The organism is Erythrobacter sp. SN021, assembly GCF_021864455.1.
The window spans coordinates 1-21,313 of record NZ_JAKKUW010000004.1; the positions used below are offsets into that span (position 1 = coordinate 1).

A 21,313-nucleotide genomic window follows, 5' to 3' on the forward strand; every position below is an offset into this window, starting at 1 on the left:
CGAACGGGTTCATGCTCATCTTGACGTTGGCAAGATCAACGCCAGACCCATCCGCCTTCACGCGCGGCTTGACGTTGTAATCGATCACCCGCTTCACGGGGACGAGGATTTTCATGCAATACCTTCCTCTCGACTTGAAACCTGTGCCGCCCGCCTAACTTGCGTTTACGTAAACGTCAAGTAACGCGGGGAGGCGGGACATGACACTTTACCGATCCCTCGCGCGGCGCGCAGGGCAGGTCAAGCCGCGTATGGGTCAGTCTTTACTATGGTCGGAACGACGCATAGTTTCGCGGTCCAAGACAGGAGGTGCTTCATGCGCGTTTGGCCCCTTATCGTGGCGAGTGCCGCGGCACTGGTTTCCTTTCCCGCCTTGAGTCAGGAAACCCGCACGGTCCCGAAGGATCACGTACCGCCTCCGGCAACGCTGGAGCAAATGGATTGGCTGATAGGCCAGTGGGCAGGAGAGGGGATTGGCGGCCAGCCTGCCTATGAAAGCTGGCTTCCGCCGACAGGTGGAACGATGGTCGGCACCTTCGTCCAGCAAGCCGATGCGGAGACGATTCGCTTCACCGAGCATCTCTACCTGATGGAAGAGGCGGGCACGCTGGTCCTGCGCCTCAAGCACTTCAATGCCGACCTGACCGGATGGGAGGAGAAGGATGACATGCTCACCTTCCGCCTCATCGCCATGGAGCCATGCGCGGCCTATTTCCGCTCCCTGACCTTGCGCTGTGAGGGCGAGAACGGGTTACTCGCCGCCGTGCGCGTGAAGAGCGATGGCGGCGAGATCAACGAACTGATTTTCCGCTTCGAGCGGATGAACTGAGCCGAAGCGTGGCGGCCGGTCAGGCCGCCTGCTTCACCTCGGCAACGATCTTGCGGGCAGCGTCGCCCAGATCGTCGGCGCTGACGATCGGGAGGCCCGAATTGTCGAGGATGGCCTTGCCCTCTTCGACATTGGTGCCTTCGAGGCGCACGACCAGCGGCACCGAGAGATTCACGTCCTTGGCTGCCTGGACGATACCGTTGGCGATAACGTCGCACTTCATGATGCCGCCGAAGATATTGACGAGGATGCCCTCGACCGCCGGGTCCTTGAGGATGATCTTGAATGCCGCGGTGACCTTCTCGGTCGTCGCGCCGCCGCCCACGTCAAGGAAGTTGGCGGGGAAAGCACCGTTCAGCTTGATGATGTCCATCGTCGCCATGGCGAGGCCTGCGCCGTTGACCATGCAGCCGATATTGCCGTCGAGCTTGATGTAGGCGAGATCGTATTCGCTCGCTTCGACTTCGGCCGGGTCTTCCTCGGTCTCGTCGCGCAGCGCTTCGACATCCTTGTGGCGGAACAGCGCGTTTCCGTCGAAGCTCATCTTGGTGTCGAGGACGAGCAGGTTGCCGTCCTCGGTTTCGACCAGCGGGTTAATCTCGAGCATTTCGCAATCGAGATCCATGAAGGCGGTGTAAAGCTGCCTGGCCAGCTTCTGCGCCTGCTTGTTGAGATCGCCCGTCAGCTTGAGCGCGAAGGCCACCGCGCGGCCATGGTGCGGCATGAAGCCCTGTGCCGGGTCGATGGTGATGGTGGTGATCTTTTCCGGCGTCGAATGCGCGACTTCCTCGATGTCCATGCCGCCTTCGGTCGAAACGATCATGGCGACGCGGCCCGTGGCGCGGTCGACCAGCATCGAGAGGTAATATTCCGAGGCAATGTCGACGCCGTCGGTGACATAGAGGCGGTTGACCTGCTTGCCCGCATCGCCGGTCTGGATGGTCACCAGCGTGTTGCCGAGCATTTCCTTGGCGTTGGCTTCGACTTCCTCGATGCTCTTCGAAAGGCGCACGCCGCCCTTCGCATCCGGGCCGAGTTCCTTGAACTTGCCCTTGCCGCGGCCGCCCGCGTGGATCTGCGCCTTGACGACATAAAGCGGACCCGGCAGCTGCTTGGCACCTTCGACCGCTTCCTCCACGGTCAGCGCGGCATGACCGGCGGGGATGCCGATACCGTATTTCGCGAGCAGTTCCTTGGCCTGATATTCGTGAATGTTCATGTCGAAGCGTCGTCCTTCGCGTGATGCGCGTGGGGGAGGTGAGTGTCGCGTGGGCCATAAGCATGTCTGGGCGCGCTTGAAAAGACCGACTTTCCGGTACATTGGCGGCTCGAGCACCCATGATCGACAGCAAGCGCCTGGAATCCATCGTCTCCGAAGCGGGACGGATCGCCTTCGGCCTGTGGCCGGGGGCGGGGAACGCCTTGGATTCATGGGAGAAGAAACCCGGCGATCCGGTTTGCGAGGCGGACCTGGCGGTCGATGCCTTTCTCAAGCGAGAGCTGGGGGCGCTGCTCCCTTCGGCCGGATGGCTGTCCGAGGAAACCGCCGACGATTCGTCTCGTCTCGACCATGACCTGATCTGGCTGGTCGATCCCGTGGACGGTACGCGCGATTTCATTCGCGGACGAACCGGCTGGGCGGTCTCCGTCGCCCTGATCAGCGCCGGTCGGCCGCTCATCGGTACGCTGTGCGCGCCGGCGCGAGGGGAAGTCTGGCAGGCCGTTGCCGGTCAAGGGTCATTTCGCAACGGCGAGAGGCTCCATGCCAGCAAGCGACAGGAATTTTCCGGATCGCGCGTGCCCGCGCTTGCTTTGCCCAAGACAGATGGCGATCTGATCACGGTCGACCAGCCCAATTCGATTGCGCTGCGTATTGCGATGGTCGCCGCCGACGAGGCCGACCTTGTCGCGACGGTGCGCTGGGGATTCGAATGGGATATCGCCGCTGCCGGAATGATCGCGCGCGAGGCGGGGGCCGCGGTTAGCGACGCCTATGGCAACAAGCTGGATTACAACAAGCGCGATCCGCGTGCTTTCGGAGTGCTGGTCAGCGCGCCCGATATTCATGGAGCGGCTGTCGAGCGCCTGGCGAAGCGGCTTGGGTAGGCTGATATGAGGTGCGCCACCGACCTCCGTCGATAGCTTGCGGCTGCACCGGTCCACCCCCCACCCGGCCGCCCACGGCACGGTGACTTATGGGTGGCCGGGTGGGGGGTGGGCCGGTGCAGAACGGTCAGGACGGAGGTCCTGACCCCACGCAAAAAGGGCCGACCCGAAGGCCGACCCCGAATGGTTGCGGATATTGCGAAGGGCGGGCGTCTAGTATCCCTGTCCCTGCGCTGCCTGCACATCTTGCTCGTCGAAAGGAATGATTTTGATTTCGACACGCCGGTTGAGCGGTTCGTTCACATTGTCACCGGTCTGAACTTTGAGCCGCGTCTCGCCGAAACCCATCCAGCGGATTCGCGAAGAGCTGACTCCGCGCGAGATCAGATAGTTCGACACCGCTTGCGCACGCTGTTCGGACAGGCGCTGGTTTGACTGCGCCGAACCGACCGTGTCGGTATGGCCGTATACATCGATCAGGCTGTTGGGATATTGCGTGAGGCTGCTGGCCACACGGTCGAGCAAATCGCGGAAGCCCGGAGAAATGGTATAGCTTCCGGTGGCGAAGGTCACGCCGTCGGGCAGGTTGACGAGGATCGCTTCCCCACCATCGGTTTCCGAAACGTCGACGCCGGACCCGGCGGTCTGTTCTTTCAGTTCCTTGATCTGCTGGTCCATCTTGTAACCGACCGCGCCGCCGGCAACGCCGCCTGCGGCCGCGCCGATGATGCGCCCGGTCTTGCCCCCGATCACCCCGCCAAGCAGGCCTCCGACGATGGCGCCCCCGGCCCCGCCGAGCACGGTGCGCGAGACTTTTCTCTCGCCGGTATTGGGATCGGTGACACAGGCCGAAACGGTCATAAGCGATACGACGGCCAGGCTGGCGGTAAGAATGCGCGACTTTTTCATATGATATTCCCCATCATGTGTAGCTCCAGGCCCGAATTAGGGGGCCGAGGCCGGGCGAACGGTACCGGACGCGCCCACCCGCGTCACATCTCCCCAAACCGCTCAGTCACCGCAGCGTTCCAGCGCAATTGCAGATAAGTCGCGCAGCCCGCTGGCACGAGGCAGGTTTTGTGCTAGCCCCCGCCCTGTGACACCCTTTCCCTGGACCGACCTGCTGATCATTGCCGGGCTGATCGTCTTGAACGGCGTGTTTGCCATGAGCGAACTGGCCATCGTCTCTGCCCGTACCGCCCGCCTCAGGGCGGCGGCGCAGCAGGGGAACGGCGGCGCGAAGATTGCGCTGGAATTGGCGGCGGAGCCAGGCAAGTTCCTTTCCACCGTGCAAATCGGGATCACGTTGATCGGGATCGTCGCCGGTGCTTATTCAGGCTCGAGCCTTGGCGGCCCCGTGGGCGAGCGTCTGGCCGCTATCGGTTTCCCGACCGGCTGGGCGCAGGAGGCGGGCTTTGCCGCAGTCATTGCCGTGACGACCTATCTCAGCCTCGTGGTCGGCGAGCTGGTGCCCAAACAGGTCGCGCTGCGCGCTGCGGTGCCGATCGCGATTGTCATGGCACGGCCCATGGAGATGTTGGCGCGAATCGCCGCGCCGGTGGTGTGGTTGCTGGATATATCCTCTGGCGCACTCATTCGTTTGCTTGGCGTAAGGCCGGCGGGTCAGAGCGCCGTGACCGCCGAAGAACTCCATATGCTGTTCGCCGAGGCGACGCGCTCGGGTGTGATCGAGCATGAGCAGCATCAGATGTTGCAGGGCGTCGTTCGCCTCGCGCAGCGGCCCGTGCGTGAATTGATGACGCCGCGTACCGAAGTCGACTGGATCGACATCGAGGCCGATCAAGATGCGATTCGCGCCGTGCTCGATGAAAGCCCTCATTCGCTGCTGCCGGTGGCGGAAGGGTCGCCCGACAAGGTCCTGGGCGTGGTGAAGGTGCGCGAGATCCTGACCCGGCTCGTGGCGAAGCAGCCTATCGATCTGCAGTCGCTGATGATCAAGGCGGAGGTCGTGCCCGACCAGCTCGACGCGGTCGATGCGCTGCGCGTGTTGCAGCAGGCGGAAGTCGCCATGGCCATGGTCCACGACGAATATGGACATCTCGACGGAATCGTCACTCCGGTCGACCTGCTGACCGCGCTGGTCGGCGATTTTGTCAGCGATCAGGATCCGGGCGAAGCGCCGGGCATCGTCGAACGTGAGGATGGCAGCCTTCTCGTCTCAGGTTCGCTTTCGGCCGATGTTCTCGCTGATCGGTTGGCGATCGAATATGGCGAGGACCGCGAATTTGGCACGGCTGCCGGTTATGCTTTGCATGTCCTGAAGCGCCTTCCGGGTGAAGGCGATTACTTTACCGATCAGGGCTGGCGTTTCGAGGTGATCGATATGGATGGTCGACGAATCGACAAGCTGCTGGTGAGCCGCGAGAACGATGCCGTTCCAGGGTCGGTAGGGTAAGAGAAGAGGGGTTTTTTATTTGGCCTCAAGCGCCGGCGGACCCGACCGGGCCCTTAGGCTATCCTCGCTCACGCGACCTGACGGTCGCATCGCTGCGGGCAGGCGGTCGCTCTTGCCTCGCCTATGGTTCGGAACTTTCGCCAACATGAGGATTCGCACCAGATCCGGGCCGGGGGAGGCCCGGCAAGGCCACGCGGCCGCACCGCAGCGGGTGCAGCTTGCTGCACGTCTAGCGAAGCCGAACCCGCGGAGGCGGGTTCGCAAAACAAACCCCCTTACCCGGGGATCACCGCGCTCGCGCTCGCACCGTCGCCTTCGGGCGCGGCAATGATGTCGCGGGTCACGCTGCCCTTGGCGACAGTCGCGGTATCCGGGTCACCCACCGCGCTGCGGATTCCAGGTGCCGCGGTTCCGGCGCGTTCGAGCAGGCTCGTCTCCACGCCGCTGCGTGCCTGAGGGCCGCCAAACAGCGCCTCGAGTGTCTGCTGTGCGGCGCTGCCTTCGGCCGGGCGCGGGGCGCCGGGCTGCGGAGGAACGAGGTTGAATTCGGGCGGCACCACCAGGGGAGCCTGGCGCTGCACGGCGAATTCGTCGGGCCGGTCACGGTTGAGCAGGCCCCCGCCACCGCAGGCTGCGGTCATGGCGCCGAGGCCGGCGATCAGGGCGATACGGGCGTATTGGGTCATTGCTTGCTCTCCGCGGCGTCGGCCGCCTTGTTGTTCATGAGGCCATCGACCTCTTGTTCATCCTTGTCGCGCATGAAGAAGGCCCGCGCAAGGACGATGACTACGCCGATGGTGATAGCCGCATCGGCGACGTTGAAAATCAGAAAGGGGCGGAAATCCCCGAAATGCAGATCGGCGAAATCGACGACATAGCCGAACGCGTACCGGTCCTTGATATTGCCCAGAGCCCCGCCGAGGATCAGCGACAGGGCCAGGATATCGCCGAGCAGTTTTTCGCGCAGCATCCACACCGTCACGACCAGCGCGATCAGCGCGGTGACGAGGACCAGGCCCCAGCGCATTTCGGGGCTGGTCGCCTCGAACATACCCAGCGACACGCCGAAATTGCGCGTGAAGCGCAGGTCGAAGATCGGCAGAAGTTCCATGGCGTCGCCGACCCGGTCGATACCGAGCACCTTGGTAACGTAATTCTTGCTCCACTGATCGGCGGCAAAGATCGCCAGCGCGACCACACAGCCGATCAGGCGGTTTTTCAGCACGGCGTTCATCGGGCGGCATCCCATTGCGCGACGACGGGTTCGCAGCGATCGCACAGATCGCCATCTTCCTCGACCGATGGTAGCAGGCGCCAGCAGCGCCCGCACTTGCTTTCGTTTGTCCGCGTGACCGTCACCATATCGCTATCGCCGCGCGTGACTGACGCGGTGATGAACAGTTCGGCCAGATCGGCGTCGCTGAACCCTTCGGGCACCGCCGCGGCGGGCACGACCACGTCGGCCTCCAGCCCCGAGCGGATCACCTTTTCGCGCCGCAGCGGCTCGATCGCTTCCATCACATCTTCGCGAAGGGCGCGCAGCTTGTCCCACTTGGCGCCATCTGCGCCGACCCCGGGAACCTGTGGCCATTCGAGCAGATGGACGCTGCCCCCATCGGGATAGCGGGTCGACCACACTTCCTCGGCAGTGAACACCAGCACCGGCGCGGCGTAGCGTACCAGCGCGTGGAACAGCAGGTCGAGCACGGTGCGATAGGCATTGCGCTTCACGCTGTCCGGCCCCTCGCAATAGAGCACGTCCTTGCGGATATCGAAGTAGAAGGCCGAAAGGTCCTCGTTGCAGAAATCGACCAGCAGCCGCGTATAGGCGGTGAAGTCGTAATTCTCCGCCGCCTGGCGCAGCTTGCCGTCGAGATCGGCGAGCAGCGCGAGGACATAGAGCTCCAGTTCGGGCACTTCGCCGACATCGCTCATATCGCCGACGAAGCCGTCGAGCGCGCCGAGCAGATAGCGGAAGGTGTTCCTCAGCTTCCGGTACTGGTCGCCCGTGCCTTTGAGGATCTCGTCGCCGATGCGGTGATCCTCGGTCGAATCGACGCTGAGAGCCCAGAGGCGGATGATGTCCGCGCCGTACTGTTCCATGACCTTGAGCGGATCGATCGTGTTGCCGAGGCTCTTGGACATCTTGCGCCCGTCGCTCGCCATGGTGAAGCCGTGGGTCAGCACCTGGTCGTAAGGCGCGCGGCCCCGCGTGGCGCAGCTTTCGAGCAGCGAGGACTGGAACCAGCCGCGATGCTGGTCGCTGCCTTCGAGATAGAGATCGGCGGGCCATTTCAACGCCGGCCAGCGCCCGCTTTCCAGCGTGAAGGCGTGGGTGCAGCCCGAATCGAACCAGACGTCGAGGATGTCGGTGACCATCTCGAACTCGTCCGGATCGTGCTCGGGGCCGAGGAATTCGGGTTTGCGTGCTTCATCCCAAGCATCGACGCCCTCTTCGCGCACCGCGGCGACGACGCGGGCGTTGACGTCCGGGTCTTGCAGATAGGAACCGTCAGGCCGCACGAAGAGCGTGATCGGCACGCCCCAGGCGCGCTGGCGGCTGAGTACCCAGTCGGGGCGGCCCTCGACCATCGAGCCGATCCGGCGGCGCCCTTTTTCGGGCACGAAGCGCACGCGCTCGATCTCGGACATGGCGATTTCACGAAGCGTCGAGCCCCTTCCCTCCAGGGAAGGGGTTGGGGATGGGTGTTCGGCGGTCGCGGGCGCGGCCCCCCCCACCCCCGGCCCCTCCCCAGCGGGGAGGGGAGCTGCGGTACTGAGATCCTTGTCCATCGGCACGAACCATTGGGGCGTGCAGCGATAGATGACCTTGGCTTTCGAGCGCCAGCTATGCGGGTAGGAGTGTTCGTAATCGGCGCTCGCCGATAGCAGCGCGCCCGCTTCGCGCAGGTCCGAACAGATCGGGCCTTCGGGCGCGTTGAACGGTTTGTTGATGACGCTGCGCCGACGCTCGTCCTCGCCGCCGAGCCACGGCCAGTCGTCGCGATAGCGCCCATCGGCCATGACCGCGAAAACCGGCTCGATCCCATGCTCGCGGCACAGCAGGAAGTCGTCCTCGCCATGGTCGGGTGCCATATGGACGAGGCCCGTGCCGCTATCGGTGGTGACGAAATCGCCCGGCAGGAAGGGGCGGGGCTTGGCGTAGAATGCGAGCGCCTTTTCCCACGCCGCGACCTCACTTCCGTCGTCGTCCCGGACTTGATCCGGGGTGGTGCGGCCTTCGGGCGTATCGCTCGAAGAAGAGAAGCCCTGGCCCGGATCAAGTCCGGGCTGACGATTTTTGAGGAGGTCGTAGATCGGATGGCGGGCAACGGTCCCGGCGAGGTCGGAGCCCCTATGCCGAGAAGTGCCGGTGATCAGTACAGTTGCGCCTACCGCGGCGTCCAATCTCTTCTGAAATTCTGGTAGCAACGAAGTGGCAATGAGAAATCTCTTCCCGAGGATGGGAGACGCTCGGTTCCAAGCGTCTGCCATGTCCTTTTCGCGATCACCGCCTCGTCCGGTTCGAGAGATACCTGTGGGTTCGACAATTCCGTAGCTTACCTCCGGCCCATAGGCTAAAGCCTGGTTCACCGGGATCGTCCACGGCGTGGTGGTCCACACCACCGCATGCGCGCCGACCAGTTCCGGGATCGGGCTTTCCACGATTTCGAACGCTACGTCGATCTGCGGGCTGTCGGTCAGGTCTTCGTATTCGACTTCGGCCTCGGCCAGCGCGGTCTCCTCGACCGGGCTCCACATTACCGGCTTCGAACCGCGATAGAGATTGCCCGCTTCGGCGAACTTCATCAGCTCGGCGACGATCGTTGCCTCGCTCTCGAACTGCATGGTGAGGTAGGGATTGTCCCAGTCGCCCATGATGCCGAGCCGCTTCAACTGCTCGCGCTGCACATCGACCCATTTCTGGGCATAGGCGCGGCATTCGGCGCGGAATTCCTTCGGCTGGACCTCGTTCTTGCTGCGCTTCTTCTTGCGGTACTGCTCCTCGACCTTCCATTCGATCGGCAGGCCATGGCAGTCCCAGCCCGGCACATAGGGCGCGTCCTTGCCCATCAGGTTCTGCGTGCGGCAGACCATGTCCTTGAGCGTGTGGTTGAGCGCATGGCCGATATGCATGTCGCCATTGGCGTAAGGCGGGCCGTCATGCAGGATGAATTTCTCGCGCCCGGCGCGCGCCTCGCGCATCTGACGGTAGAGGCCTTCCTCTTCCCAGCGCGCGGCAATCTTCGGCTCCTTTGCGGGGAGGCCGGCCTTCATGGGAAAATCGGTCTTCGGGAGGAAAACCGTGTCTCTGTAATCGCGCTTCTCGGACATGAGGTGCGCCGCTAACCGAATTGGCGCGCGGTGGAAAGAGTTTCGGTCAGCCGAGCAGGCGTCGCGCCTCGTCGCAATCCCGCTCCATCTGCGCGATCAGGGCGTCGAGCGAATCGAACTTCGCCTCGCCGCGCAGGAAGTGGTGGAAGGCGACTTCGATTTCCTGCCCGTAGAGATCGCCGGAAAAATCGAAGAAATAGGGCTCGAGCAATTCCTTGGGCGGGTCGAATTGCGGGCGCACGCCGATATTTGCCGCGCCCTTGAGTTCCTGCCCGGTCGACAGGATGCGCCCGGTCACTGCGTAGACGCCATATTTCGGGCGCAGATAATGCTCGACCGGCAGATTCGCCGTGGGATAGCCGATCTCGCGCCCGCGCTTGTCGCCGTGTTGAACCACGCCGCGAATGGCGAAGGGGCGGGTGAGCAGGCGCGCGGCCTCCTGCGGATCGCCCTCGCGCAGCGCATCGCGCACGCGGCTGGAGGATACGGGCTCGCCGCCATCCATCACCGGCGGCACTGCGCGCGCCTCGATCCCCGCATCCCTGCCGAGGCTCACCAGCTTGTCGAAATTGCCGCCGCGCGCCTTGCCGAAGGTGAAATCCTCGCCGGTAACGACGCCCGCGACGCCGAGATGATCGCCGAGCAGCTTGCCCACGAAATCCTCTGCCGTGGTTCCGGCCAGTTCGCCATCGAAATGGAATACCAGCATCGCGGTTGCCCCGGCGGCGATATAGTGCTCCTGCCGCTGTTCGAGCGTGGTCAGACGAAAGGGCGGCGCATCGGGTTTGAAATGCCGCACCGGATGCGGATCGAAGGTCGCGATGATCGAGGGGCGGCCCTCTGCGCGCGCCCAGCGGATCGCCTCTCCCGCCACGGCCTGGTGCCCGAGGTGGAAGCCGTCGAAATTGCCCAATGCGATGATCGCGCCGCGCAGGCTCTCGGGCAGCGGTTCGCGGTGATCGAGCCATCTCATCGCGTGGTCTCCTGCGGCACCAGCCCTTCGCCGATCACACGCAGCGCATTGCCGCCCATTGCCGCGCGAATCTCGTCCTCGGCAAACCCTTCGTCGATCAGCGCCTGCGTCATCTGAGTTAGCTGCGAGGTGTCGAAGCGCACGGTGACCGCGCCGTCATAGTCGCTGCCCAGCGCGACATGCTCGATGCCCACGAGGTCGCGAATATGCTTCATCGCCTTCGCGGTCGCGCGCGGGGAGGTGTCACACACCGCCCCTTCCCAATAGCCGACGCCGATGATCCCGCCGGTGTCGGCGACGCCGCGTATTTCTTCGTCGGTGAGGTTGCGGTTGACCTCGCAGGTCGCCTGCACGCCGCCATGGCTGGAGACTACGGGGCGTGTCGCGATGGCGAGCACTTCGGCGACGCACTGGTGGCTGCAATGGGCGATGTCGACGATCATCCCCATGCGCTCCATCCGGCGGATCACATCGCGTCCCATCGGGGTGAGCCCGCCTTTTTCGATCCCGTGCATCGATCCGGCAAGTTCGTTGTCGAAGAAATGGGTGAGGCCCGCCATGCGCATGCCTGCCGCATAAAGCCGGTCGAGATTGTCGGGATCGCCTTCGAGGCTCTGCAGGCCCTCGGCGCTGAACAGGGCGCCAATGCCCTTGTTCTCTGCCGCGCGGCGACCGAGTAGCCCCTTGAGGTCGGCCGGAGAGCGGATGAGCCGGAGTTCCTCGCGCGAGCTTGCCGCCGCACGCTCCAGTTTCTCGGCATGCCATAGCGAACGTTCGAGCAGGCTGCGCCAGGTCCGCACCGGCTGGATCTGGCCGATCGCCAGCAGGGTGATGTTGTCGCTATCGGCGGAGTTCGAATCGTAGTTCTGCCCGCGCGGCGTCTTGGTAACGCTGGAGAAGACCTGCAACGCCACGTTTCCTTCGCGCAGCCGCGGCAGATCGACATGGCCGCGCTCCGCCCGGTCGAGCATATCGCGCTTCCACAGCAGCGTGTCGGCATGAAGATCGACGATATCGAGCGTTGCATGCAGCGCCTTCGCCTCGTCGGACACTTCGATGAGCGGCTTGCCGTCGATCTGGTTCATATCCCGCTCGGCCATTCCCGGTACGAGCAGGAAGAACCCGGCAAGTGCGATGAGTATCACGCCAAGAAGGCCGTAGAGCAGCTTGCGCATCACGCCGCGCGCTCCAGCGTGACGAAGCTATAGGCAGGAAGGTCGCCTTCGCTTGCGAAATCCTCGCGGCCGATCACGTTCCATTCCGGACCGAGCGGTTTCATGAAAGTGTCGCCCTCGAAGTCTGCGTGAATTTCAGTCAGCTCGATGCGGTCGGCATGTTCCCTGAACACGTCGTATATCGCAGCGCCGCCGATGACGGCCACGTCGCCGTCTCCTGCGACAGACAGCGCTTCTTCGACCGACCGCACAACTTCCGCGCCGGTCGAATCCCAGCGCTCGCGGCGAGTCAGCACGATATGGCGGCGGCCCGGCAGCAGGCCCGGCAGGCTCTCGAAGGTCTTGCGGCCCATGATCATCGGCAGGCCTTGGTTCTCTTGGCCCATGGTCAGCGCCTTGAAGCGCTTCAGATCGGCGGGCAGGTGCCACGGCAGCGCGCCGTCCTTGCCGATGCAGCCATTGGCCGCGCGGGCATAGATCAGGAACAGGCTCACCGTTCCAGCCGGGTCACATGGCCCATCTTGCGCCCTTCGCGAACCTTCGCCTTGCCGTAATCGTGCAGATGCGTGTCGGGCGCGGCGAGGTGGTCCTGCGAGGCCGTGATGTCCGCGCCTATGATGTTCGTCATGGTGACGGCCTTCGCGACTGTTGCGGTATCGCCGAGCGGCAAACCTGCGACCGCGCGAATATGGTTCTCGAACTGGCTGGTGACAGCGCCCTCGATCGACCAGTGGCCGGAATTATGCACGCGGGGCGCCATCTCGTTGAAGATCGGCCCTTCATACGTGGCGAAGAATTCGAGCGTCAGCACGCCGACATATTTCAGCGCATCGGCGACCTGGCGGGCCAGCTCGCGCGCTTCGTCCACCTGGGCTTCGATGATGTCGCCTGCGGGCAGGGTGGAAGCGGCCAGAACGCCTCCTTCATGCGTGTTGCGCGCCGAATCCCAAAACCGGATTTCGCCATCCTGTCCGCGCACGAGGATGATCGAGAATTCGGCCTCGAACTCGACGAACCCTTCGTAAATCAAAGGAACGTCAGGGAGATGCAAGCCCTGCGCATCGCGGTCCGATCCGATCCGCCACTGGCCCTTGCCGTCATAGCCGTCGCGCCGGGTTTTGAGGATGCCGGGCGCACCCAGCCGATCGACCGCCGCTTCGAGATCGCTGCGCGAGTCGACCCGTGCATAAGCGGCGGGTCGGCCGCCAAGCCCTTCCACGAAGCGTTTCTCCGCGAGGCGATCCTGCGCGGTTTCGAGCGCGCGTGGATGCGGAAAAATGCGTCCTTCCGGCATGGCCGTGGCCGTGGCGACGGGTACGTTCTCGAATTCCCAGGTGACTACGTCGCATTGCGCGGCAAAGGCGGCAAGGGCTGCTGTTTCGTTCCACTTGTTCACGAACAGATCGTCGCACACCTGATTGACGACATTGTCGCCTTCGGGCGCGTAGGCGATGCAGCGATAGCCCAATTGCGCGGCGCTCACGGCCATCATTCGGCCAAGTTGCCCACCGCCGAGGATACCGATTGTCGAACCGCGCTGCAGCATCAGTCGACGGGGCGCTCGGTCACGGCCGCGCTGCGCGCCGCGCGCCAATCCTGCAGGCGCCGCGAAAGCGCGGGATCGCGATTGGCGAGGATCGCGGCGGCAAGCAGACCCGCATTGGTCGCGCCCGCCTTGCCGATGGCCAGTGTTCCGACCGGCACGCCGGCGGGCATCTGGACGATCGAAAGCAGGCTGTCCTCGCCCGACAAAGCCTTCGATTGCACGGGCACGCCAAGCACCGGAACATGGGTCAGCGCGGCGATCATGCCGGGCAAGTGTGCAGCCCCTCCGGCGCCGGCGATGATTACCTCGAAGCCCGCATCCGCCGCGCCCTTGGCGAAAGCATACATGCGATCCGGCGTGCGGTGGGCCGAGACGATGCGCACATCGCTTTCGACACCCAGTTCCTCGAGCACCTCGGCGGCGCAGGTCATGGTGTCCCAGTCGGACTGGCTGCCCATGACGATGGCGACCTTGGCGTTCATCTCAGGCATCCTTCAGATAGTAGCGGTCGCCCGACACCTGCATGCCGTCGAATTCATAGACGATCGGTTGGCCGGTCGGGATTTCGAGACCGGTAATTTCGTCGTCCGAAATGTTCGACAAATGCTTCACCAGCGCGCGCAAGGAATTGCCATGAGCGGAGATGATAACCGTTTCACCCTTGCCGAGTTGCGGCAGGATCGCGCTTTCCCAATAAGGCAGCACGCGCTCGATGGTGAGCTTGAGGCTTTCGGTACGCGGCACGTCGATCCCGGCGTAGCGCGGGTCGTCAGACAGATCGAATTCGCTACCCGCTTCGAGTTCGGGCGGGGGGACATCGAAACTGCGGCGCCAGATATGGACCTGTTCGTCGCCATGCTTCTCGCGCGTCTGTTGTTTGTCGAGGCCGGTCAGCCCGCCATAGTGGCGCTCGTTCAGGTGCCAGTCGCGCGTGACCGGGATCCACAGGCGGTCGCAGGCTTCGAGCGCGATGTTGAGCGTCTTGATCGCGCGTTTCTGGACGCTGGTGAATGCAGTGGTGGGCAGCACGCTCTTGGCTTTCATCAGCTCGCCTGCCTCGCGCGCTTCGGCCACACCCTTTTCCGTGAGGTCGACATCCCACCAGCCGGTGAAGCGGTTGGCAAGGTTCCACTCGCTCTGGCCGTGGCGGACAAGGATGAGTTTCGACATATCTGCTCCCGTTTCCGGTTCCAGCCCACTCCCCCCGCCCGGCACCCACGGCAAGATACTATCCGGGTGGCCGGGTGGGGGAGTGGGCTGGAACCGCACCCCCGCGTAAGCGGGACAACAATGAGCAAGGCGCGTTAGCTGGCCGCATCGTCCTTGGAAAGGCCCTGCTCGTCCGATTCGCGCATTTCCCGCCCCTGCGCCTTGCGGCGGCGCAGGTTCTCACGAAGTTTCGCGGCGAGGCGCTCCTCGCGCGCCATCTTGTCGTTTTGGGCGTTCATGGCGCATTCCTTTTGCGAAAATCGGCTCCAGCCGCAAGCGAAGGTTGACTTATGCGCCGCGTCTGCCATTAGCGCGCGCCTCCACCCCGCTGGCATTTCCGGCGGGCACGACGTGCTGCTGTAGCTCAGTGGTAGAGCGCACCCTTGGTAAGGGTGAGGCCGGGAGTTCAATCCTCCCCAGCAGCACCATTTTTCGTCCTTGTTGGCCTCAGGCGCCGGCGGCTGCATCCGCAGCCTTGGCTTTCCTCGCTCACGCGACCTGAAGGTCGCGTCGCTGCGGGCGCGCAGTCGCGCTTGCCTCGCCTTCGGCTCGGAAATCACCCTCTATCAGTTCAGCTGTTGCCCCGGCCGTGACTAGTGGATGGCAAGGGCGCCCGCCCGCCTGCAGCAGGTGCGAAAAGCAATCAGGTGCTTCTATCGGCCTTATCCTTGGCATTCGTGCCCTTGATCATCGCGCGTATCGCTTCCCACTGCTCGTCGCCCATATCCTTGAGCGCGGCATAGAAGGTGCCGCCATGCGCCTGAAAACCGCCGCCATCGATGGCGATCGTCTGGCCGTTCACCCAAGCCGCACCCGGCCCCATCAGGAACACTGCGAGATTGGCGATTTCGTGCATTTCGCCATGGCGGCCCATCGGGTTCATATCATCATGAGAATTGCCGCCCCCACCGCCGGGTGAAAGGCGCGCGCTCATCCCGTCGGTGGGGAATAGACCTGGCGCGATGGCATTGAAGCGCAAGCCATAGCGGCCCCATTCCACCGCGAGGCTCTGGGTCATCGCATTGAGACCCGCCTTACTCATGGCGCTCGGCACCACGAAGGGGCCGCCGTTCCATATCCACGTGGTCAGGATGGAGAGGAAGCTGGCCTTGCGGCCTTCTTCGATCAGCCGTTTGCCCACATCGAGCGTGATGTAGAAGCTGCCGCGAAAGACGATATCGCTGATCGCATTGAAACCGTTGACCGACAAATCCTCGGTCCGGCTGATGAAATTGCCTGCGGCATTATTCACTACGCCGGTCAGCGCTCCATTGTCCCAGATCGCATCGACCATGGCGTGGATCGCATCGGGATCGCGGATATCGCAAGCATGCCCGACGATCTTTCCGCCGTGCCTCTCGCCGAGTTCCCTGGCCGCCTCGTCGAGCTTGCCCTGGCGCCGCCCGCAGATATGCACTTCGGCGCCAAGTTTGAGGAAGGCTTCGGCCATTTCCTTGCCAAGTCCGGTGCCGCCGCCGGTGACGAGGATGCGTTCGCCCTCCATCAGTCCTTCGCGAAACATCAGCCTTGAAATATCCATCGCTATATCCTCCCCTCTGCCCGGGCAGAGTCCTACTCGAATGTCGGCGCAATACCCAATTGAATCACCTGGCTGTATTGCCTAGCTAGAACGCCATGGACGACGCCGACGATCTCACCCAGCTCGACCCCGCTTACAAATCGATGCTGCGCTTGCAGCTGGCGATTGCCGCGCTCGTCCTGCTTGTCGCGGCGACGATTGCCGAGATGGCGATTCCCGGCTGGACCGGTGCAGTGTGGATCCCCGCCCTATTCGTGGCTGCCTACGCGCTGATCCGTGTTCCCCTGCGGCGCTACCATGCGACCGGCTTCTCGCTAGCGGAAGAACGCCTGCGGGTCGTACGCGGCATCTTTTTCCGTACCGACACGGTGGTGCCTTTCGGGCGGGTCCAACATATCGATGTCGGCCAAGGCCCGCTCGAGCGCGTTTTCGGCCTGTCCACACTGACCGTGCATACTGCGGGTACGCACAACGCCTCGGTGTCGCTGCCGGGCCTGAGGCATGAGGACGCGACTGCCATGCGCGAGAATATCCGCGCGGCAATCCGGCGCGACACGCGGTGAGCGGAAACACAGACGATACACCGCGCCGGACCGATCCGCGCACCTTTGCGGTACGTGCGGTCTCGTTGTTGTCGCAGCTCGTCATTCCGATCATGATCGGCGGCTTCGCCATTCTCGATGAAGGCGAATTCGATGACATGATCCTGTTCTTCCTGCCGCTGGTCCTTGCAGTGGTGGGGGCGAATATCCTGTTCGCATATCTGCGATGGAGCAGGCTGACCTATTCGGTGGGCGTAGCGGATATAAGGGTCGACAGCGGCGTATTGTCGCGCGCCGCCCGCTCCGTTCCTTACGAGCGTATCCAGGATGTCAGCCTCGAGCAGAAACTGGTCCCACGCCTGTTCGGCCTGGTCGAGGTCAAGTTTGAGACCGGCGCGGGCGGCGGAGACGATCTCACGCTGGCCTATCTTCCGGAAAGCGAGGGCGAGCGTCTGCGCGAACTGGTGCGTACCCGCCGCGAAGGTGCCGTGCTGGAGCAATCCGATGACGAGGTGCCCGCGTCGACCGAAGAGAGCCGGTTGCTCTTCGCCATGTCGCCCCGGCGCGTCGTCACCTTCGGCCTGTTCGAGTTCTCGCTTGCTGTCGTGGCCGTTGTCGGCGGCTTCGCAAGTCAGATCGATTTCCTGCTGCCGTTCGAAATCTGGGACTGGAGAGCCTGGCGCGAACAGTTGGCCGGTCCGGGACAATGGCTGGCAGGACTCGGTTTTCTTGCGCAAGTAATCGGTGGTCTGTTCGCGGTCGGGTCGCTCCTGCTCGTCGGCGTGGTGACGGGTGTGGTCCGGACTGTGATGCGCGAATGGGATTTCCGACTCGAACGAACCGACAAGGGCCTGCGACGGCGACGCGGACTGGTGACGCGGACCGATCTCGTCATGCCGGTGCACCGTGTGCAGGCGCTGCGGGTAAGGACGGGATTCGTCCGCCGCCTGTTCGGCTGGCATGCGCTGAAGCTTGTGAGCCTTGCCGGCGACAGCGGCTCGGCCAATCACGAGGCGGTGCCCTTCGCGCAGATGCAGGAAATCGCACCGGTGGTCGCGGAGACCGGCTTTTCGCTGCCTGACCACGCTCTCGATTGGCACCGCGCAATGCCTGCCTACCGGACCGACAATATCCTTCTCGGCCTTGGCTCGATGCTCGCTATTTCGGCAGTGGTCCTTGCCTTCGGCCACGGATTACTCGCGCTGCTGGTGTTCATAGGCGGAGGCTGGATGGCGCTTCAGGAATACCTTGCCTGGCGCTGGGGCCGCCATGCGATCGATGCCGGGCAGCTTTACACACGCCGCGGCTGGTTCGCGCCGGATCTCGCCATCGCCTCGCGCGGCAAGCTCCAATCGGTCGAGATTGTCCGCAATCCGCTGGCGCGACTGCGTGGCTATGCCGACCTGCGGTTTGGTCTGGCAGGTGGGCGTTTGAGCATTCGCGGGCTTCCGCTTGTGGAAGCCCGCCGAATACGCGATGCCGTGCTCGATAGCATGGCCGAGCAGGATTTCTCCGAGATGGTCGAGGGCCAGACCGTTCGCGCCTAGGCGCGCAGATCGGCCCATTCGGGATGGCGCTCGAACTGCGCGGCTACGTAGGAGCAGCTCGGGATAATGGTGAACCCTTCCCGGCGGGCATCCTCGATCAGGGCGTCCACCAGCCGGGCGGCGATTCCGTGGCCGCGCATATGCGAGGGCACGATCGTATGCTGTGCGTCCCGCGCCCCGTCGCGCAAGGTCCAGGTCAGCTTCCCGGCTTCTGTACCGCTTGCGCCGACTGCGAGATAGGCTCCGCTATCCGCAGAGTTTTGCCTTTCGATTTCGATCCGTTCCACTTTCATCCTTTCGAACTTTCCCTTCTGTGCAAGCAATGCTCCGGCAGTTAAGGGCGTTCCGATGCAGTTCCTGTCCGACAATGCCGCTGCGGTCCACCCAACCGTGTGGGAAGCCCTTAAAGCGGCGGATTCGCCCGATTCGCCTTATGATGGCGATGCGCTGAGCGCCGCGCTCGACGAGCGTTTCGCACAGGTGTTCGACAAGCCGTGTACCGTGCTGTGGACGGCGACGGGGACGGCAGCGAATTGCCTGGCGCTGGCTACACTGGTCCAGCCGCATGGCGCGGTCGTGTGTCACGAAGACGCACATATCGAAGTAGACGAGGGGGGTGCGCCCGGCTTCTTCCTCCATGGGGCCAAGCTGATGCTGTGCGAGGGCGCCGGGGCCAAGCTTTCCCCTCGGGCGATCCGCGATACGATCGATCCGATCCGCAACGATGTTCATCAAGTCCAGCCCCATGCCATTTCGATCACCCAGGCGAGCGAGTACGGTTGCAGCTACCGACCGGCAGAAGTGGAGGCGATTGCGGCGCTGGCGAGCGAACGCGGGCTGGGCCTGCATATGGACGGCGCGCGTTTCGCGAATGCAGTCGCTTTCCTCGATTGCGCGCCTGCCGCTGCGGCGGGGCCGGTCGACGCGCTCAGCTTCGGGTTCATCAAGAATGGCGGGCTCGGGGCGGAGGCAATTGTCTTTTTCGACCAGAACCTCGCCGATGTCGCACGGTATCGGCGCAAACGCGCCGGACATCTTCAATCGAAGGGGCGTTTCCTGGCGGCGCAGCTCCACGCACTGCTCGAAGGCGATATCTGGCTGCACAATGCGCGTCACGCCAATGCCGCCGCGCAGGAGATCGCGCAGGCCTGCGATGGGCGCCTGCTGTATCCGGTTGAGGCTAACGAACTCTTCGTGCGTTGCACGGTGGCGGAAAGGGAGGCGCTGCGCGACCGGGGCTTCGGTTTTTATGACTGGGGTGAAAATGCCGCGCGCTTCGTCACCGCCTGGAACACGCGTGAGGAGGATGCGCTATCGCTCGCCAAAGCGATAGCGAGCTTATGAACTCGCCGACCGAGGCCGAAAGCCTCTTCACCCCGCGCAATTTCGCTGCCTTTCTGCTGGTCAGCCTGATCTGGGGCGGGACCTGGCTGGTCATCCGCGACCAGATAGCGAGTGTTCCGGCGAGCTGGTCGATCTCCTATCGTTTTCTCGTGGCTTCCTTCGGGATGTTCGCACTTGCCGCGATGCGGCGGGAACCGCTGCGCCTCGCGCCTGGCGGGCTGCGCTGGGCGGTCATGCTCGGCCTGTTCCAGTTCACGCTCAATTTCGGGTTCGTTTACAATGCGGAAAGCTACATTACCTCGGGCCTCGTCGCGGTGATGTTCGCCCTATTGGTTGTGCCCAATGCAGTGCTGGGGCGTATTCTGCTCGGACAGAGGATTACCGGCGCTTTCGTGCTCGGATCGGCGATCGCGGCGCTTGGCGTGGCGCTGCTCTTCGCGCATGAATGGCGCTCATCCCCCGCCACGCTCGAAGAGGTCCTGCTGGGCGCGGGATTGACTGTCGGCGGAATTCTCTCGGCGAGCATCGCCAACATCACGCAGGCGATGGACGGTGCGAAGAAGCAACCTTTCCTGGCGCTGCTCGCGTGGTCGATGGCAATCGGCGTGGCAATCAACACCGTCTATGCCCTCGCGATCGATGGCCTCCCGCAATTCGACATGCGACCCTCCTATTCGCTCGGCATTCTCTATCTCGGGCTGGCCGGTTCGGTCGTGACCTTTCCCCTATATTACGGGCTTGTGCGCAAGGTCGGGGCGGGGCAGGCCGCCTACAGTTCGGTGATCGTTCCGATCGTGGCGATGGTGCTCTCCACCCTGTTCGAGGGGTTTCAGTGGGGCGCTCTACCGGCTGCCGGGGCGATCATCACCCTGATCGGCATGGTCGTCGCGATGCGCGGACGTGCCAGCGCCCCGCCAAGACGCGCTACGCCCGAACCGTAAGCGCGGCCAGCCCCTCGCGGAATGTAGGATATTTCGGCACCCAGCCGAGGACGCGCTTCGCCTTGCCATTCGCGACCCGGCGATTTTCCGCATAGAAGCCGCGCGCCATGGGCGACAGTTTCGCCTCTTCGATGGTCTGGAGCGGGGGAGGGGCGACGTTCAGCAACCGACAGGCCTCCTCGATTACGGCATTCTGGCTGGTCGGGAGATCGTCGGCGAGATTGTAGGCGCCCGGCAGCGCATCGCTCTCGATCGCTGCAACGACGCCGGACACTATATCGTCGACATGCACGCGGCTGAAGACCTGGCCGGGCAGGTCGATCCGGTGGGCGTTCCCGCCTTGCACCCGGTCGAGCGCGCTGCGACCTGGGCCATAAATGCCGGGAAGGCGGAACACCCGTGCCCCTTCTTCGAACCAGCGCGCATCGCAATCCGCGCGCGCGGTGCGCCGTCCGCCACCGGTAGGCGATGCCTCGTCGACCCAAGCCCCCTGTGCGTCGCCATAGACGCCGGTCGAGGACAGATAAGCGAGCCATTTGTCCGTCAACGCATCGCCATAGCGGTCGAGTACGGGGTCGCTGCCATCGGAAGGCGGGACCGAACTCAGCACATGGCTTGCCTGCGATGCTGCCGCGACCACCGATTTGCTGTTCGAAAAATCGATGTTTCCCGCGCTTCCCGTGGCATCGACATGCCAGCCGCGGGCGCGCATCTCTTGCGCAAAACGCCCCGCCGTGTAGCCGAGGCCGAAGATGAACAATCGGGCCATCGGAGCGTATTAGCCGGTGATCCCGCAATTGACAGGAAAAG

At 63.7% G+C, this 21,313-nt stretch carries 22 protein-coding genes, 1 tRNA gene and 1 pseudogene; 8 read left to right on the forward strand and 16 right to left on the reverse strand.

Going from position 1 to position 21,313, the window contains the following annotated elements; translation table 11 throughout:
• Positions 1–115, reverse strand: a pseudogene (locus L5849_RS10205) (electron transfer flavoprotein subunit beta/FixA family protein); the annotation flags it as partial.
• Positions 116–316: 201 nt separating this feature from the next.
• Between L5849_RS10205 and L5849_RS10210 the strand changes: the two are divergent.
• Entirely contained in the window at positions 317–829 is a 513-nt protein-coding gene (locus L5849_RS10210) for a DUF6265 family protein (protein WP_236925493.1), read from the forward strand.
• A gap of 19 nt (positions 830–848) precedes the next feature.
• On the opposite strand, the gene sucC is transcribed toward L5849_RS10210, so the two are convergent.
• Positions 849–2,048 (reverse strand): ADP-forming succinate--CoA ligase subunit beta, encoded by a 1,200-nt coding sequence (gene sucC, locus L5849_RS10215; RefSeq protein WP_236925494.1) that lies wholly within the window; start codon positions 2,046–2,048, stop codon positions 849–851.
• 119 nt (positions 2,049–2,167) lie between these two features.
• On the opposite strand from sucC, the gene L5849_RS10220 reads away from it, so the two are divergent.
• Positions 2,168–2,935 (forward strand): 3'(2'),5'-bisphosphate nucleotidase CysQ, encoded by a 768-nt coding sequence (locus L5849_RS10220; protein ID WP_236925495.1) that lies wholly within the window; start codon positions 2,168–2,170, stop codon positions 2,933–2,935.
• Between the two features lie 213 nt (positions 2,936–3,148).
• Here the strand turns inward: L5849_RS10220 and L5849_RS10225 are convergent, their stop codons facing one another.
• Positions 3,149–3,844, reverse strand: a complete 696-nt coding sequence (locus L5849_RS10225; protein WP_236925496.1) for an OmpA family protein — start codon at positions 3,842–3,844, stop codon at positions 3,149–3,151.
• A gap of 187 nt (positions 3,845–4,031) precedes the next feature.
• On the opposite strand from L5849_RS10225, the gene L5849_RS10230 reads away from it, so the two are divergent.
• Complete coding sequence (locus L5849_RS10230; protein ID WP_115415634.1) at positions 4,032–5,351, forward strand: hemolysin family protein; 1,320 nt, start codon at positions 4,032–4,034, stop codon at positions 5,349–5,351.
• A gap of 275 nt (positions 5,352–5,626) precedes the next feature.
• Here L5849_RS10230 and L5849_RS10235 read toward each other — a convergent pair whose 3' ends face one another.
• From L5849_RS10235 to L5849_RS10280, 10 genes are all read right to left on the reverse strand, one after another.
• A complete protein-coding gene (locus L5849_RS10235) occupies positions 5,627–6,037 on the reverse strand; it encodes a DUF3035 domain-containing protein (RefSeq protein WP_067691920.1) in 411 nt (136 codons plus the stop codon).
• On the reverse strand, positions 6,034–6,585 hold the full coding sequence (gene lspA / locus L5849_RS10240) for a signal peptidase II (protein WP_236925497.1): 552 nt from the start codon (positions 6,583–6,585) through the stop codon (positions 6,034–6,036). The genes L5849_RS10235 and lspA overlap by 4 nt, the downstream gene beginning before the upstream one ends.
• A complete protein-coding gene (gene ileS, locus L5849_RS10245; protein WP_236925498.1) occupies positions 6,582–9,686 on the reverse strand; it encodes an isoleucine--tRNA ligase in 3,105 nt (1,034 codons plus the stop codon). The genes lspA and ileS overlap by 4 nt, the downstream gene beginning before the upstream one ends.
• Positions 9,687–9,732: 46 nt before the next feature.
• Positions 9,733–10,659 carry a bifunctional riboflavin kinase/FAD synthetase gene (locus L5849_RS10250; protein WP_236925499.1) on the reverse strand — a complete coding sequence of 309 codons (927 nt, stop codon included), beginning with the start codon at positions 10,657–10,659 and terminating at the stop codon, positions 9,733–9,735.
• Entirely contained in the window at positions 10,656–11,834 is a 1,179-nt protein-coding gene (locus tag L5849_RS10255; RefSeq protein ID WP_236925679.1) for a dipeptidase, read from the reverse strand. The genes L5849_RS10250 and L5849_RS10255 overlap by 4 nt, the downstream gene beginning before the upstream one ends.
• A complete protein-coding gene (locus L5849_RS10260) occupies positions 11,834–12,328 on the reverse strand; it encodes a dihydrofolate reductase (protein WP_236925500.1) in 495 nt (164 codons plus the stop codon). The genes L5849_RS10255 and L5849_RS10260 overlap by 1 nt, the downstream gene beginning before the upstream one ends.
• A complete protein-coding gene (locus tag L5849_RS10265; RefSeq protein ID WP_115415639.1) occupies positions 12,325–13,380 on the reverse strand; it encodes a 5-(carboxyamino)imidazole ribonucleotide synthase in 1,056 nt (351 codons plus the stop codon). The genes L5849_RS10260 and L5849_RS10265 overlap by 4 nt, the downstream gene beginning before the upstream one ends.
• Positions 13,380–13,862: a 5-(carboxyamino)imidazole ribonucleotide mutase gene (purE, locus tag L5849_RS10270; protein WP_236925501.1), complete on the reverse strand. Its 483-nt coding sequence runs from the start codon at positions 13,860–13,862 to the stop codon at positions 13,380–13,382. Before purE ends, L5849_RS10265 begins: the two co-directional genes overlap by 1 nt.
• 1 nt (position 13,863) lies before the next feature.
• On the reverse strand, positions 13,864–14,550 hold the full coding sequence (gene gpmA, locus L5849_RS10275) for a 2,3-diphosphoglycerate-dependent phosphoglycerate mutase (protein ID WP_236925502.1): 687 nt from the start codon (positions 14,548–14,550) through the stop codon (positions 13,864–13,866).
• A gap of 134 nt (positions 14,551–14,684) precedes the next feature.
• Positions 14,685–14,828 (reverse strand): hypothetical protein, encoded by a 144-nt coding sequence (locus L5849_RS10280; protein WP_236925503.1) that lies wholly within the window; start codon positions 14,826–14,828, stop codon positions 14,685–14,687.
• A gap of 114 nt (positions 14,829–14,942) precedes the next feature.
• Here L5849_RS10280 and L5849_RS10285 point away from each other — a divergent pair.
• A tRNA-Thr gene (locus tag L5849_RS10285) sits at positions 14,943–15,017 on the forward strand.
• A gap of 215 nt (positions 15,018–15,232) precedes the next feature.
• On the opposite strand, the gene L5849_RS10290 is transcribed toward L5849_RS10285, so the two are convergent.
• Positions 15,233–16,129: an SDR family oxidoreductase gene (locus tag L5849_RS10290; protein WP_236925504.1), complete on the reverse strand. Its 897-nt coding sequence runs from the start codon at positions 16,127–16,129 to the stop codon at positions 15,233–15,235.
• Between the two features lie 95 nt (positions 16,130–16,224).
• Here L5849_RS10290 and L5849_RS10295 point away from each other — a divergent pair, with 95 nt between their 5' ends.
• Positions 16,225–16,692 (forward strand): PH domain-containing protein, encoded by a 468-nt coding sequence (locus L5849_RS10295; RefSeq protein WP_115415643.1) that lies wholly within the window; start codon positions 16,225–16,227, stop codon positions 16,690–16,692.
• On the forward strand, positions 16,689–18,218 hold the full coding sequence (locus L5849_RS10300) for a PH domain-containing protein (protein ID WP_236925505.1): 1,530 nt from the start codon (positions 16,689–16,691) through the stop codon (positions 18,216–18,218). The genes L5849_RS10295 and L5849_RS10300 overlap by 4 nt, the downstream gene beginning before the upstream one ends.
• Here L5849_RS10300 and L5849_RS10305 read toward each other — a convergent pair.
• Positions 18,215–18,511 carry a GNAT family N-acetyltransferase gene (locus tag L5849_RS10305; protein ID WP_115415644.1) on the reverse strand — a complete coding sequence of 99 codons (297 nt, stop codon included), beginning with the start codon at positions 18,509–18,511 and terminating at the stop codon, positions 18,215–18,217. The two genes, L5849_RS10300 and L5849_RS10305, sit on opposite strands and share 4 nt — an antisense overlap.
• 55 nt (positions 18,512–18,566) lie before the next feature.
• Here L5849_RS10305 and L5849_RS10310 point away from each other — a divergent pair, with 55 nt between their 5' ends.
• Both L5849_RS10310 and L5849_RS10315 read left to right on the forward strand, forming a co-directional pair.
• The gene (locus tag L5849_RS10310) at positions 18,567–19,562 is read left to right on the forward strand and encodes a low specificity L-threonine aldolase (RefSeq protein ID WP_236925506.1); all 996 of its coding nucleotides are present in this window, start codon (positions 18,567–18,569) and stop codon (positions 19,560–19,562) included.
• Positions 19,559–20,503, forward strand: a complete 945-nt coding sequence (locus L5849_RS10315) for a DMT family transporter (protein ID WP_236925507.1) — start codon at positions 19,559–19,561, stop codon at positions 20,501–20,503. Before L5849_RS10310 ends, L5849_RS10315 begins: the two co-directional genes overlap by 4 nt.
• Here L5849_RS10315 and L5849_RS10320 read toward each other — a convergent pair.
• Entirely contained in the window at positions 20,487–21,272 is a 786-nt protein-coding gene (locus L5849_RS10320) for an SDR family NAD(P)-dependent oxidoreductase (protein ID WP_236925508.1), read from the reverse strand. The genes L5849_RS10315 and L5849_RS10320 overlap by 17 nt on opposite strands.
• Between the last annotated feature and the right edge of the window lie 41 nt (positions 21,273–21,313).